9 protein-coding genes are annotated in these 15,365 nt (G+C 61.8%); 6 read left to right on the forward strand and 3 right to left on the reverse strand.

What is annotated here, in order from left to right; genetic code table 11:
* The first annotated feature begins 336 nt into the window (after positions 1–336).
* From FYK55_RS08720 to FYK55_RS08730, 3 genes are read left to right on the forward strand one after another with little or no spacing between them, the layout of a single operon-like run.
* The gene (locus FYK55_RS08720) at positions 337–1,824 is read left to right on the forward strand and encodes a MotA/TolQ/ExbB proton channel family protein (RefSeq protein WP_161604380.1); all 1,488 of its coding nucleotides are present in this window, start codon (positions 337–339) and stop codon (positions 1,822–1,824) included.
* Positions 1,821–3,890 (forward strand): hypothetical protein, encoded by a 2,070-nt coding sequence (locus FYK55_RS08725; RefSeq protein ID WP_150076016.1) that lies wholly within the window; start codon positions 1,821–1,823, stop codon positions 3,888–3,890. The genes FYK55_RS08720 and FYK55_RS08725 overlap by 4 nt, the downstream gene beginning before the upstream one ends.
* Positions 3,887–4,924: a hypothetical protein gene (locus FYK55_RS08730; protein ID WP_150076017.1), complete on the forward strand. Its 1,038-nt coding sequence runs from the start codon at positions 3,887–3,889 to the stop codon at positions 4,922–4,924. Before FYK55_RS08725 ends, FYK55_RS08730 begins: the two co-directional genes overlap by 4 nt.
* 57 nt (positions 4,925–4,981) lie before the next feature.
* Here FYK55_RS08730 and FYK55_RS08735 read toward each other — a convergent pair whose 3' ends face one another.
* The 3 genes from FYK55_RS08735 to FYK55_RS08745 all read right to left on the reverse strand — a co-directional run bounded on the left by FYK55_RS08735 (position 4,982) and on the right by FYK55_RS08745 (position 11,052).
* Positions 4,982–8,287, reverse strand: coding sequence for a transglutaminase family protein (locus FYK55_RS08735; RefSeq protein WP_150076018.1), 3,306 nt, complete (start codon positions 8,285–8,287; stop codon positions 4,982–4,984).
* A complete protein-coding gene (locus tag FYK55_RS08740; protein ID WP_235908536.1) occupies positions 8,284–9,246 on the reverse strand; it encodes an alpha-E domain-containing protein in 963 nt (320 codons plus the stop codon). Before FYK55_RS08740 ends, FYK55_RS08735 begins: the two co-directional genes overlap by 4 nt.
* Before the next feature lie 264 nt (positions 9,247–9,510).
* Entirely contained in the window at positions 9,511–11,052 is a 1,542-nt protein-coding gene (locus FYK55_RS08745; RefSeq protein WP_150076019.1) for a circularly permuted type 2 ATP-grasp protein, read from the reverse strand.
* A 650-nt stretch (positions 11,053–11,702) separates the two neighbouring features.
* Between FYK55_RS08745 and FYK55_RS08750 the strand changes: the two genes are divergently transcribed.
* From FYK55_RS08750 to FYK55_RS08760, 3 genes are all read left to right on the forward strand, one after another.
* A complete protein-coding gene (locus tag FYK55_RS08750) occupies positions 11,703–13,895 on the forward strand; it encodes a hypothetical protein (RefSeq protein WP_150076020.1) in 2,193 nt (730 codons plus the stop codon).
* A gap of 443 nt (positions 13,896–14,338) precedes the next feature.
* A complete protein-coding gene (fliP, locus tag FYK55_RS08755) occupies positions 14,339–15,091 on the forward strand; it encodes a flagellar type III secretion system pore protein FliP (protein ID WP_390621716.1) in 753 nt (250 codons plus the stop codon).
* A complete protein-coding gene (locus FYK55_RS08760) occupies positions 15,092–15,358 on the forward strand; it encodes a flagellar biosynthetic protein FliQ (protein ID WP_150076022.1) in 267 nt (88 codons plus the stop codon).
* The last annotated feature ends 7 nt before the right edge of the window (positions 15,359–15,365 follow it).

Here is a 15,365-nt window from a genome sequence, read left to right on the forward strand (position 1 = left end):
GCCCGTCGCGTGGAGCGATGCTCGCCCGCGCGAGGAGAAAGCGGCTTTCAATCAGAAACACCGTGATCTGCGGTGCAATGAGCGGCAAGGCGTTAGCCGCCGGTTGAGTCGAAAAAACCCGCGGCGAGCCCCACGCGGCTCACGCAAAGTGGTGCTGCCCAGCTCGCTACCCGGGCGACAATCGCCATCTCGGTTTGCCATCGCGGCTGCCTGTACCGACTTGCTAAATTCTGTCGATTGGATCAAGACGATCGGTCGGGAGAGTCGATTGGCTGAAAAGGGATTTTCTCTCTCCCCTCCATCACCCACAAAACGCCCCTCGGCAAGGACGCTGGCGTGAGCAAATCGGCATCGCAAAACGCAGGCAATTCCGACCGGCCGGCAGATCGGCCGCCGGAGCCCCACCCGGGAAACACCGCTGGAACCGAATCCGGCCCGCGCGACGACGTCGGCCAAGTTCGCTCGGATCAGGCCGGCGGCGTGTTCGCGGTTGCCGCCGGCGGGTTGCTAACAGCCGGCTTTTATGCGGCGGTGGTCTTTAGCGGTTGGCCCCCGCTGCAGCGATATTTTCTGGGGCACCCGGTCGCGGTCGCGGCCACCCTGCTGTTTTGTGTGGCCGTGTCGATTCTGGGATTCAAACACCTGTTCCTGCGATCGCAATGGAGCCTGCTGCGCGCGCTGGACGACCAGACGCTGGCTCCTCGCTCCGGTTCCGAATCGCCATCGGACCGATTCCGCGGGCGCCACGACGCGGGCTATGTGGCACAGAAATGGTTGCAAGATCTGGCGGCCGCCCCGGGCGTTCACCAGGCATCCAAGCTGGTCCAGCGGTTGCGTGAAGTGTTGTGGCGACAATCCGGCCGGGGGACGACCAAGCATCTGTCGGACGACTTGCGCGAGCTGTCCAGCCGTGACGCCGACGCGGCGCACGATTCCTTCGCGTTGATCCGCATCATCGTCTGGGCGATCCCCATGCTGGGCTTTTTGGGCACGGTGATCGGGATCACCCAAACGCTCGGCGGCTTGGACTTCACCAACGGGAACGCCGCGGTGGACAATCTGAAAAGCGGTCTGTATGTCGCTTTCGACACCACCGCGTTGGGTTTGGTCTTGTCGGTGATTGCCATCTTCTTGCAGTTCCCGGTGGAGAAAAGCGAGCAGCAGTTGCTGGCCGTGATTGACGACCGCGTCGGGCACCTGACCAGCGTGCATCTGCCCGGTGACGAACCAGCCGACAATCAGTTCGAACTGCTGGCGCACCTGTGCGAAGGCGTGCGTGCCGCCGTGGCAGAATCACTGGACAACCAGGCGCGATTGTGGCGTGAAACAATCGACGAAGCCCAAGGCTATTGGCAACAAACCCATCACAGTCAGGCGGAAAGCATCATCACCGTGGTGCAAGAAACGCTCGCGCCCGCCCTCCGCGAGCACGCCGATCGAATCGAACTGACGACGGAGAACAACCAGAACCAGCTGAATGCCCATTTCGATCGTTGGCAATCTCAACTGAATTCCTGGCAGCAATCGATCATCGCCGGTGCCGAATCGATGACCGAACACCAGGCGCTGATGTTGGACCAAGTGGATCAGGCGGCATTGGTTCGCGAGCAAGTCGAATCGGTTTTGAACCTCCAGCAGACTCTGGCGGCTAACTTGGACGTCTTGGACGAAACCAGCCGACGCCTGGACGAGAACCTGGGTGCCGCGGCCGGCCGAGGGATGGCCGACGCGATGTTGGTCCTGGCCAGGGCCGTCGACATCCTGACCCGGCAAATGAATGAGAGCCGATCCGAATCAGGCGTTAGCCAGAGGCATGCTGCATGAGCGGGCGTCGACGCCAGTCGCTCTCGCCAACGCTGTTTCCGTTCCTGGCCGTTCTGGTTTGCACGCTGGGAACTCTCATCTTGTTGTTGGCGTTGGTGGCTCAGAACACCAACGAAGCCGCTCAGCGGATCGCCGAAGCGCCGGACGAAATTCCGGAGCTGAGCGATCACGCGGCGGGCCAACTGACCGCCGGTGAAGTCGCCGAGCTGGTTGAGGAGGAAGAGTTCCGGCTGCAAGAGCTGGTCTCGTTTCGTGATGCGCAAACCGGCGACTTGGAACAACGTCGCGACCAACTGGCCCACGTGGAAGATCACACACGCCGCATCCGGGAACAACTCCGTCAGATCAGCGACGCGATGGAACAGGCCCATTCCGATCAACCGATCGATGCGGTCGCGGTTGAACAGTTGCGGTCCCTGCATGAGGAACTGGACGAGCAGAAACGCGTGGTCGAAAAGCTTCGCGAAAACGTCCAGGATCAAACACCGCGGGTCGTGATCGTTCCTCACCAGGGTCCCAACGGAACCAGTCGTCGACCGATCTATCTGGAATGCACCGCGCAGGGGGTCAAGATCTGGCCGGAAGGTATTTTGATCACCCAGCGACAATTGGAAAACTCTTCACGGGGTGCCAACCCGCTGGACGACGCGTTGCGTGCCGTCCGATATCACGCCACGCAGAACTACGGCGACCCGGTTCCTCCCTATCCGATGCTGATCGTGCGGCCCGACGGCGTGGAGTCGTACTATGGCGCCCGCGCGGCAATGACCGATTGGGACGATCAATTCGGATACGAATTGGTCCCGACCGACGTCGAACTGGCCTACCAGGCCCCCGATCCAGAACTCCGCAAGCGAATCGACTATGCGATCCGCTCGGCGGTCGCTCGACAAACACAATTCTCGATCGCACGTTCTTTCGCACGCGCCGGACGCGGCGGCCCCGGGGGTTCCAGCCCGGTCGCCGGATCGCCAAGCCACGTCGGTGGGACACACCAGCAAGCCGACGATCGACCTCTTCCTCCGCTCTCGGTTTCGCAAATGGATCGCCAGGGTCGGCAAAGCGGTTTCCGCGACCACCGCACCTTGCCACGCTACGGCTACTCATCGGTCAACCGAGATGCCGGTTCGACGATTTCGACGGCCGAAGCAAAACGTCGGTTGGAGCAAAACATGGAAGCTTCGGCCCAGGCCCTGTCGGGTGATTCGGGCAGCGGCTTCAGCGGCGACCCGTTCCAGTCCGCGGGTACCGCGCAGTCCTCTCCGGGGACGGCCGACGGAGCCCCCGAGGGCGCCAGACCAAATGACAGCGGCTCCGACATCGACGACTCCGGCGGCTGGGATGGACCGTCGGATCCTTCGAAGCTGGCGTCCGAGCCGTCAACCGAAACGGTCGGCTCAGGGCTTCTGGATGAAGGCAATGACACCGGTCGTTCGGCGGCTGCCGCATTGGGTGCTTCGAACCGCGCCGCGGCGGGCGCGATGGGCACCGACCCGCCGGACAGTTTTGACAGCCAACGCCGACCGGGAACCGGTGGCAGCGCCGCCCGTCCGACGCGGATGACGCAGTCGGATCCGGCCCAGCAGCCGACCGACGCGACGGGGCAGGGCAGGGCGGAGGGTACCGCACCGCCACAACCGTCCATGCCGGCGGGACAGCCGCCCAGTCAATCGCTGGTGCAACGCAAAGGCACCAACTGGGCCTTGCCAAGCAGAGTCGCCTTGTCCGCCGGCAACGACATCGTTCGATACCTGCCCGTGCACGTCTACCCGGATCGTTTTGTGATCGCGCCCGGCGCTGGCACGCAGCGCTACGAATCGATCCCGATCCAGGCCGGAGACGTTAACCGGGCGACGCTGGAATTGGCGACTGCGCTGCGTGACCGCGTCGATCGCTGGGGAGCTGCGATTCCCGGTGGCCGCTGGTCGCCCCGTCTGCGCGTTTCGGTCGCCCCCGGGGGTGAACCGCGGTTCGCGCAACTGCAACAGTTGATGTCCGGCAGCGGGATGGAGATCGAACGTGACGAAGCCAGGCAGGCGAAAGTGGGAACGGGGGAAGTTAGATGAGCGGTCGCCGACGCGGAAGTTCCGTTTCGATCGGACACGATGCCTTCCTGGACATCGTTGCCAATTTGGTCGGAATCTTGATCATCCTGGTGGTCGTCTTGGGGGCGCAGTCCCAGGCCGTACTGCGGAAGGCTTCTGAGACGCCGGATGTTCCGGTGGATCCTCGCCGGCGCGCGGCGACCGAAGACGACATGGGCCATTTGGCGCTGGCCGCCGCCCGCGCGGCCGCCGCACAGAACGATTCGATCCGTTTGGAACGAACGATCAAATTCATCGACGACAAGATCGAAAAACAAGCTCATGAACGCATGGTCCTGCTGACCCTGCTGCGAGAGGCCGAATCGGCGTGGGAAGCCGAACAGAAGAAACTGGACCAGAATCGCCTCGAGGCGGCCCGCCGCAATCAAGAAGTGCAGCAATTGAAGGAAGCGATTGCGGTCTTGGACGGCCAGCGGGAACGCTTGGAAGCCAGCGAGCCGCCGGTGGTCGCGATCTCACATCTGCCCACACCGATGGCCAAAACGGTGTTCGGCACGGAAGTTCATTTTCGGTTGAAAGACAACCGTTTGTCGGTCGTTCCGATCGATCAGCTGACCGAAGAGATCTCGCTGGACATGCGGCGTCTGGCATCGGGTTCGCGCGAAGGCGTCATGGATTCGGCGATCGGCCCGATCCGAGGCTACGTCGCGCGGTACGTGCTCAATCGCAGCAACGAACTGGTCACGCGAGGGCGGCAAATCAGCCAAATGGCGCGGTTCCAGGTGATGGCGGCTTCCTTCGAACCGCTGCAGGAACCCCACGGCGAGCCCATTCAGAGGGTGTTGGCCGGCGACAATTGGCTGGACGTCGAACTGGCGGGACACCAGCCCGCCGACACCACGGTCACCGTGTGGGTCTATCCGGACAGCTACGGTGCGTTCCGCAAGCTGAAAGAAAAACTGTACGCCAAAGGTTTCGCCACCGCCGCGCGTCCCCTGGAACAGGGACGCCCGATCATCGCCAGCGCCGCCGGTTCCCGATCCTCGGCCCAGTAAGTCCGGCGGACGTTCGCCGGGCCTACCACTTCGCCGAATCAGATCCGCCGTGCCCGATCAGCTGCGTCGCATATCGAATGTGATCGGGAAATCATTGGGCGCGTCCACCGGCGGCAACTCCGGAATCATCATCCGTCCGCCGGTCATCGTGTTGACGTGGAACCTGGCCGCGCGTCGTGATTCCGCTTCGTTGGAGTTGATCGGAAAGACTTCGTGCGAGCGACCACTGGGATCGGCCGCGAAGTACCGGCACCCGCCCAGGGAATATTCCGTGGCACGATCGACGACGTCGAACTGTAGCGGAACGTTGATCCCAATGGTCGGATGCAGGCAGCGTGGCGGCTGCCAGGCGCGAAACTTGATCCCGGCGATGTACCGACCGGAGATCTCGGACGCGTGCATGGGCACCCGGCGGCCGTTGCACAACACGGCGTAACGTCGCGGGTCAAAGTTGTCGACGGTGATTTGCAACCGTTCCATGGAGGAATCGACGAATCGGGCGGTACCGCCGCCGGCCGGTTCTTCGCCCATCAGGTACCAGGGTTCGATGGCCGACCGCACTTCCATTTGCAGATCATCCAGCCGAACCTCGCCGATCTTGGGGAATCGAAACTCATAGTGCGGCAAGAACCATTCCTGCTGCAGATCAACCCCGTGGCGTGCCAGCACGTCCAGCAAGTCCCCCAGGTCATGCCAGACGAAATGGGGCAGCAGGAAGCGGTCGTACAGGCTGGTGCCCCAGCGCGTCAGCGGCTCCTTGTAGGGGCGGTTCCAGAAGGCCGCGACGATGCTGCGGATCAACAACTGCTGAGCCAGGTTCATCCGTGGACTTGGCGGCATCTCGAAGCCACGCAGTTCGACCAATCCCAACCGCCCGGTGCTGGAATCGGGCGAATACAACTTGTCGATGCAGATCTCCGCCCGGTGGGTGTTGCCGGTCAGGTCCACCATCAAGTCGCGGAACAATCGGTCGACCGTCCAGGGCATGATTTCATGTCCCGACGTGTAGAACTTTTCCATCTCGCCGAGCGAGATTTCCATTTCGTTGACACTGTCCCGCCGGGCCTCGTCCATTCGGGGCGCCTGGCTGGTCGGCCCGATGAATTTGCCGCTGAACAGGTACGACAGGGCAGGGTGGTTGTGCCAAAATCGGATCATGCTGGCCAGCAAATCCGGCCGGCGGATGAAGGGGCTGTCGATCGGCGTACGGCCGCCCAAAACGATGTGCGCACCGCCGCCGGTCCCCGTGTGCGTGCCATCGATGTCAAACTTCTCCGCCGTCAATCGGCTCTGGCGCGCCTGGTCGTAGAGAGTCTCGGTCAGTTCGACCAGGTCCCGCCACGTTGCGGACGGCTGCACGTTGACTTCGATCACCCCCGGATCCGGTGTGACTTTAAACATTTCCACCCGATGGTCCGGAGGTGGCAGGTAACCTTCCAGCACCACCGGAATCTCCAAATCGGCACAGGTTTCTTCGATCGCCGCCACCAAGTCCAGATAATCCTCCAGCCGCTGTGTGGGCGGCATGAAGACGTGCAAGCGTCCAAACCGGCATTCCACACACAGCGCGGTCGGAATCACTTCTCCGTCCGGCTCGCGGTCGTCCTGGCGACTCAGCCGCTCTTCGATTTCCTCGATCCGATTTTTGTCTTGCTGAATCGTTTGGACTTCCGGCAGCGGCCCGCGTGGGGCGAAGGGGTCCACGGGCAAATAATCCGTCCGCGACGGGCCATAGGTGGCCGGCAGGCTGTCCAACGGCAACCGCAAACCGATCGGCGAGTCACCCGGGATGACAAACACCTTGTTTCCGCGAACCGGCCATCGGCCACCAACCCAGCCGGCATGAGCCTGCCACCAGGCGCGTCGCAGCGGCATCACGAATCCCACCGGCTTGTTCAGCCCCTGCGTGAAGGTCCGCACCATCATCGCGCGCTCGTTGGGATCTTCCAGCTTGGGATCCGTCGGATCGACATCGATCGGCAAGCGGTTTTCGCGCCACAAGTAGTGAAAGGTGTCCTCGTACACGGGGAACGTCAGCTTGGCCTCGATCCCCAAGGCACCTGCCAGGTGTTGGACGAATCGCTGGGCGTCGTCATGGGTGTAGCCATAATCGGTGCCTTCGTCGGCGATGTACTTGGGGTTCTGCCAGACCGGTTGGCCGTCGCGTCGCCACAGGCAGGTCAGCGCCCAGCGTGGCAGGGATTCGCCGGGATACCATTTCCCCTGGCCATAGTGCAGCATGGCTCCCGGCGCGACGTTGTCGCGGAGTTTCAACAGCAACAGGTTGGACAGGACCCGCTTGTCGATGCCAACCGCCTCGGTGTTCCACTGCGGATCGTCGGCGTTGTCGATGGCGACAAACGTGGGTTCGCCGCCCATCGTCAGCCGCACATCGTTGGCTTGCAAAGATTCGTCGACGCGTTGTCCGGCGCTCAAGATCTTGGACCACTGCGCCTCGGTGTACGGTTTCGTGGTGCGGGGTCCTTCCTGAACCCGAGACACCGTCATCAGGTGGCTGAATTGCACCTCGCACGCTTCATGCCCGCCGGTGATCGGCGCCGCGTCAGCGTAGTGCGGGGTGCAGGCCAATGGGATGTGTCCTTCGCCGGCCATCAAACCGCTGGTCGGATCCAGCCCGACCCAGCCTGCGCCGGGCAAGTACACTTCGGTCCAGGCGTGCAGGTCACAGAAGTCCTCGACCGGACCCGTCGGACCGTCGATCGGCTTGATGTCGGGGGCCAACTGGATCAGATAACCGGACACGAATCGCGCGGCCATTCCGATCTGACGGAACGCCTGCACCAGCATCCACGCAGAATCACGACAGGATCCGCTGCCGAGCGTTAAGGTTTCCTCCGGCGTCTGCACGCCGGGTTCCAACCGAACCGTGTAGTTGACGCTCTGCTGGGCCATCCGATTGACGTTGACCAAGAAGTCGATGACGCGTTCGGAAGCCTTGGGAAGTTGATCGACCCACTCGCCGAATTTCGGCGTCAGCGGCTCAGTGACCAGGTAGGGAGCCAGCTGCACCTTGATCGAGTCGTTGTACTGAAACGGCCACGATTCGGCACTGTCTTCGACGAAGAAGTCGAACGGATTGATCACCGTCATGTCGGCCACCAGGTCGACGACGATCGACAACTCCTCGGCCCGCTTCGGAAAGACCAACCGCGCGACCGGGTTGGCGAACGGATCCTGCTGCCAGTTGATGAACTGGTCTTTGGGACGCACGTCCAAGTCGTAGGACACGATTTTCGTGCGGCAATGGTAGGCCGGCCGGAGACGAATCAGTTGCGGCCCCAAGGCGATGGGGCGATCGTACTGGTAGCGAGTTTCGTGGTGGAGAGCAACGCGAATGGTCATGCGGGCTGATTTGCGTAAAAGTAGTCTTGTCCAAGAGCGTCGCCGATTTCGTTCAATTCGACCTGCAAGCGATCGATGAATTGATGCATCCCCCCGGCGATCACTTCCTTGACATTGGTGTTCTTCAATCGGTGACGGAGGGCGTTGGTGCTTCGTTGGGCGTGACCGGTGTAATCGGACCCGGATTCCTTTTCAATTTGCCTCAGTGACCATTCCGCGCCGGCGATACAGGAATAGATAGATCGCGGGAAAGACCGGTGGAACAGAAAGAAGGCAACAATTTTCTCGATATCCATCAGGTGATGTTCGCGGCGATAGGCTTCAAAACCGCTGATCGCCAGCAGCAGGGTCGACCACTGCAAATCATCGATCGCCGTCCCGACATCCTCCACGCGTGGCAGCAGGTTGAAGTATTTCACGTCCAAGATCCGCGACGTCTTGTCGGCCCGCTCCAGCAACCGGCCGACATTGACGAAGTGCCAGGCAATGTCATGCGACATGGTGCTGTCCAAAACCCCCGTCCACATCAGCGCGTGATAGCGAATTTGTTCAAAGAAATCGGCGGTGGGATCGGTCAACTGCGGGGCGCGGCTGTCGAGCACGAAGTGGTAAAACTCGTTCAGTTTCTCGAATGACTCGGTGGGCATTGCTTCGCGAACACTCTTGGCGTTCTGCCGAGAGGACCGCAAGCAGGTCAGCATCGAACTGTGGTACTCCTCGTCAAAGGCCAAGAACTGCACCACGTTCTGGCAGGTGGCCTGGCCGTACTTGGCCTCGAACCACTCGTTGTCACCGGTCACCTGGACCAGCGGCTCCCAGGGATTGACCGACGATTCGGTCGGATCCAGTGACATGTGCAGCGTGACCTCGATGAATCGAGCCAGATTCTCGGCCCGCTCGGCCTGGCGGCTCATCCAATAAATTGACTCGGCAACGCGAGAGAGCATGATGCGTGACATGATCGATGTAGGTCCGAAACGGGGTTCCCGCATCGGTGAAGTGGAGGGGATGGGGCGATGATGTTTGAACGTGGCGGGTGGCGGTTCCTGAGGCGGAAAATCCTGGTCACGCGCGGGTAACGGTTTGGGCAACGGCGACGGCCGGCGGATCCCGGTTTCGGATGCCGGCGGTGCGGGGTCCCCCGTCGGCCATCCCGCGGTCCCAACGCCGCCGGCCGATCGAGGCGCCGCAATCGATGGCCCGGACCTGACGCGGAAGGATTCCTACTCGGGAGAATTGTTGTGCAGCGACGCCACCGCCTGTCCCGCTTCGGCAGCGACCCAGGTGTCCTTGCTTCCGCCGCCTTGGGACGAATTGACCACCAGGGAACCTTTGCGGAGGGCGACGCGTGTCAGCCCACCTGGCAACACCCAAACGTCGTCGGGGCGACTGCAAAGGATGTAGGGACGCAAATCGACGTGCCGTCCTTCCAAGTGATCGCCAACGACGGTCGGGGCTCGCGAAAGCTCCAGCGTCGGCTGGGCAATCCAGTTGCGGGGATCCTTGCGAATCTTTTCGGCAAACTCCGCCCGCTCCTCCAGCGTCGCGTGGGGGCCGATCAAGATTCCGTACCCGCCCGACTCGCCGGCCGCTTTGACCACCAATTCATCCAAGTGTTCCAACACGTACTTCCGATCGTCCTCTTTCTGGCAAACGTAGGTCGGAACGTTGGGCAGGATCGGTTCTTCGTCCAGATAGTAGTGAATCATGTCGGGCACGAAGGCATAGATCACCTTGTCATCGGCGATCCCCGTGCCCGGGGCGTTGGCCAGCGTGATGTTTCCGGCTCGATAAACATCCATCAATCCCTCGACGCCCAAGCAACTGTCTTTGCGGAACGTCTTGGGATCCAGGAAGGTGTCGTCGACGCGACGATAGATCACGTCGACGCGTTGCAGGCCGCTGGTGGTCCGCATGTAGACCAGATCGCCTTCGACCACCAAGTCGCGACCTTCGACCAAAACCGCTCCCATGCGTTGGGCCAGGTAGGAATGTTCGTAGTAGGCGCTGTTGTAAACGCCCGGGGTCAGCACCACGACGGTCGGGTTGGCAACGTGCGGCGGAGCCACATCGCACAGCAATTGGAACAACTGTGAACTGTAGTTGCTGACCGGCCGGACGCGTGACGCGCTGAACGCTTGCGGAAAGTTCCGCTTCATGACGTGCCGATTCTGCAGCACGTACGAGACCCCCGAAGGACAACGCAGGTTGTCTTCCAGGACGTAAACCGTCCCGCTGTTGTCCCGAACCAGGTCGGTCCCCGTGATGTGACACCAGACGTCGTTGAACGGCTTCAGCCCCTTGCACTGTTTCAGATACGAAGGGGCGGTGTCGATCAATTCCGCCGGAATGATTCCGTCATGGACGATCTGACGCTCGTTGTAAATGTCGCACAGAAAGCGATTGAGCGCTCGGATTCGCTGCTTCAGTCCCGCATCGATGTGTTTCCACAGCATCGCCGAAACGATTCGCGGCACCACATCGAACGGCATGATCTTTTCCGTCCCCGCCTGGTCGCTGTAGACGGTGAAGGTGATTCCCATCCGGTACAGAGCCCGTTCGATCGCGTGCTGGCGTCGCGACAATTCTCCCGGCGGCAAATTGTTGAATAGCGAAATCAGCGACTCGGCGTCCGGCCGCGCGATGTTGTTCTCGTCCACCAGTTCGTCATAGAACCCGTCCGTCTGGTAGTTCGGCAGACTCGGCAACGGTGTTTTGGCGCGAAGTCGAACTGATTGGGACTGAGACTGTGACTGTTCTTGCATGGCGGTTTATTTCGAGTCCTCGAAGCGCACCGGCAGCGTTCCGCCGTGATGACGCTCTGATTGATTCAATCCTCGCGGTCCGGGCCGCCTCGCTCCGCCGCTTTGCCCAAAGTCTAATCGGATCCAACCGCAAACGGGGATCGGCACCGGGCAGAGCCTACTTTGGGGGCAATACGCTTCCCAAATCCGCGAATTAATGGCAAGACGCCGATACCGTCTCGGCTTCGCGACTGGGCGTCGGAGCTGACAGGGCGGCAATCTCACCGACGCACCAACCTAAGGTTCCGCGCCGTCGGGCACAAACGTTCCGCACGAATTTTTGCCCGCCCTCGGTCCCGGCGAACGCGTCGGCCGGGGATCCGACCGCCGGACAAACACGCGATCCTGCGTTGCTCCCACGCCTCTCGCCCCGCCGTCGGACGCGGGCAGGCCGCGTCACCGTGCCGCGGAGTCTGATTTCTGCGGAATCCTGGCTGAGGCACGGGCTCCGATGGAACTGCCGTCGCCGGTCGTCCGCCGCACGGCCGCGGGCAATGCCGCCCGCCGGCGGGTCGGTTAGGATTCAGCAACGTCGCGCTACGTCGCTTCCGATCCAAAGCCTTTCCATTGCTGACCTTTCCCGACCGCTGACACCGCTTCGAACTGTCCCCGTGCACCGCGAACTGCTTCAACGCTTACCGATCTACTCGCTGGCGGCCAGCCTGATGCTTTCGGTCGTCCTGCTGGTGGGAGCGTTGCCCGGCGTGACGCTTCCGCGTGCCGGTTTGGGGGCGCTGGGGTTGCTGCCGTTGGCCGCCGCCCTGGTCGATGCGATTCGCTTGCGGCACCGCATCGACGAGGATCAAGACGAAGCGAACTCCGACGCCCAGCGACAGCACGACCGATCGGAACTGGCACAGTGGGTTCGCGACAAAGCCGAACTGCTTTCCGCTCGGGAGCGGTCGATCAACAGTCGAGCGCTCGCTTTGCAACAGTGGCTGCAGTTTCCCGACGCGATCAGCTTCGATACTTCCGTCTCACCGAGCGGACGATCGGCGGCAACCGGCGACCGGTTGGTCTTCGACCCCATGGCGCGTCATGACCGTCAGTTGTTTGAGCTGATCGAGCGAAACACGCAACAGTTGTTTGAAGACATCAAACAAGATGCCTATCGCAAAGACGTCGACGGCACCCGAGTCTTTGACAACGAAAAGATCTTCAGCGACCTGCACCAAATGGTTTCCGACGTCGCCCGCATTTATCGGCCGGGCGAAACCTCACCGCTGCTGCGGACCAACGTGGAGGCGATCTCCCGGGCAACGGGGCGTGCCGCCTTACGGCTGCTGGTGGCTGTGGAAAACATCCCGGGCGGCCTTGCCCGTCACGACTTTCAGTCAATCTACACGCTGATCAGTCGCGCGGTCAGAACGTACGGCGTTTACAAGTCGGCCAAACCCTACCTGGATGTCGCATCCAACATGTGGTTTGCCGGCCGAATCGTCAGCAGCACCAATCCGATCACCTTGGTCGCCTGGTGGGCGGCCAGCCGCGCCACCAGCTACGGCGCCTCCAAGCTCAGCGGGCACGTCATCGATCAACAGGCGGTCGGGCTGATCCGTCAGGTGGTCGAGATTGTGGCCATCGAAGTCGCCTCGCTGTACAGCCCGATGGTCCGCTATCGCGACATGCACTGGATCTACGGAGTGGAATTGGTGCATCTGGCCAGTGAGATGGGATTGCCGCCCGCTGCCCGGCTGGCGGCGATGAAACAGATCGCGTCGCTCAGCCTGCGCGACGAGTATGGAAGGGTCTCGCTAATGCGACATCTGGCCGGCGGAACCACGCCGCGCCCCAATGACTACCATCCCGCCCGCGCCGTCAGCGCCGCCGAACGGATGACCGTGGCCGAACGGCTGGAGGCTTTCTTGTTAGAAAACGTGTTGAAGGATCCCAAACACCGCGTCGAAAAATCGGTGGTCGAACGCTGGCAGGCGGCAGCTTCCGACCGGCTGGAGATCCAGTTCCGCGCCACGGCCGTCGACGCGACCGCGGAAGAACAAACCGAGCGGGCGGTTTGGGCGCTGGCATCGTTCGCCCTGCAATACCTTGGCGACGAACCGGAGCAGGTCGTCGACCGGCTGCACCTGAGCAAATGCTGGAACCGGGCCGACACCAACACCCGCAACGCATGGATCCGGCATCTCAAGGAAGACCCACCTTACCTGTACCATCCGCCGCTGATCGAACCGGCCGGGAAGCTTCGCGACGATTTCCTGACCGACCTGCTTGACCTGGCCGTGGCGTCCCCGATCCCGGCCGAAGACCTGCAGTCCGACCGCGCTTCGGGCCGGCAATCGGTGACGCTGCAAGCATGGCAAGGACACGATGCGATTCAGGTGACGGCCTACTTCTTACGCGCCGACGTTGGCGAATACCTGAACCGCTTCACACGTTTGAAAGTCGAACGTTTGATGGCGCAATCCGATCCCTCGGTCACCATGACGCCCTCGCCGGAAGTCACCTTGGCACTTGACCACCTGTGCGGCAATGGCAGGTTGCACGGATGCTTCGGCGATGCCACGCTTCGCGAGTCCGACTCCGGCGTGGAGCACGGCGAGATCTACGTGGCGAGGATTGATGACCTGTTGATCGCGTTCGACGCCAAGGCGATCCCCGATTCGACGGTGCGGCTGACGATCCACGCCACCGCGGCGATCGCGGATGTGAAAATCGAAAAACTGGCCGGCTACATCCGCAGCGATTGCCGTGTCGAGTTCCCCAGCGGTGCGATCGTCGTTGTCCCCGGCAGCACGCTCCGCGGTTACGACGTGTACTTTGCCAGCTTGCTGGTCAAGCATCTTTAAATCGCCCGCTCGGATCTCCCGTTCGGACCGGCGCGCGGCCGGTCGCGCCGGCAATCCGGCAAGCCGGCTTCGGTGCCGACGCACGTCACGTGAAACGGGTCCGGCGTGAAACCCGGCCGGCGTGAAACATCGGCGTCGAAGAAAACTCGTCTTTCGAATTTCGACGTCTTTTTCCTAAAGTCCGTCCGTGCCGCGGCCGAGGCGATCGGCCCCAGTTCCTCACCCTCGGACGCGCCGTGCTACGCTGCCTGACCCTCGCATTGCTGACCTGGCTGGGATGTTGGTCCGCGAACCAAGCGTCCGCCGCAGACGCCCCTGCGGTCGCCGATGCACGGTCCGCAGCCGAGGAACCGGCGGCCATATCCTCGCCGTCGGCCATTTCCTTGCCGGGAGCCGGTCCCACCGAGGACCTGCGGGGCAGGGCAGGGGAGTCGTCCAACGCCGTGCCACGAGTGCTGACTCGGACGCCGGTTTCGGTGTCCGGTGAAGTGCTGCAGACATTCGCCGGCGGCCCCGAATCCTGGGCCAGCCCGGAACATTTCGGCAGCAGCCTGCAAACCATGCTGGTGCTGTCGGTGATCAGCTTGGCGCCCGCCATCTTGTTGATGACCACGTGCTACGTCCGCATCGTCGTGGTGCTGTCGCTGTTACGCCAAGCGATCGGCCTGCAGTCGCTTCCTCCGACTCAAGTTTTGACCAGCATCTCACTGTTCATGACGCTCTCGGTGATGGCACCGGTTTGGTCGCGGGTGTATCGCGAAGCGATCCAACCCTACACCGACCCCGAAACGCCGATGACGCTGGGTGAAGCGTACGATGCCGGGGCGTTGCCGATCCGGGAATTCATGGCCGTCCAAATTGCGGCAGCGGAAAACCATGATGATGTGTTGCTGTTCTTTCGCCATGCCTATCCCGACTCTCCGGAGCCCAGCTCTTTCGCCGATATTCCAGTTCAAGTGCTGTTGCCGGCATTCGTGATCAGCGAACTGAAGATTGCCTTTCTGATGGGCTTCAGCATCTACCTGCCATTCCTGGTGATCGACCTGGTCGTGGCCAGCGTGACGATGTCGATGGGGATGTTCATGCTGCCGCCGATGATGATTTCCCTGCCCCTGAAGTTGCTCCTGTTCGTCCTGGTCGACGGTTGGCATTTGGTGGTGAACATGTTGCTGACGAGTTTTGCGGCGGTGAGCTAAATGACGTTAAGTGCAGAACAAGCCGTGGACCTGTGTCGCCAAGCATTGATGCTGGCGTTGTTGCTGGCCGCACCAATCTTGATCGTGGCGGCGGTCGTCGGCGTGGTGTCGGGCCTGCTGCAGACGCTGTTTCACGTCCAGGATCAATCGATCGCGTTCGTACCCAAACTGATCGTTTCCAGTTGCGTCCTGCTGGCGTGTTTGCCGTGGATCTTCTCACGAATGATTGAATTCACCCAATCGCTGTTCGTCGGCATCGGGATGTAATTGACAA

Source organism: Roseiconus nitratireducens (genome assembly GCF_008629675.1).
Taxonomy (GTDB): domain Bacteria; phylum Planctomycetota; class Planctomycetia; order Pirellulales; family Pirellulaceae; genus Stieleria; species Stieleria nitratireducens.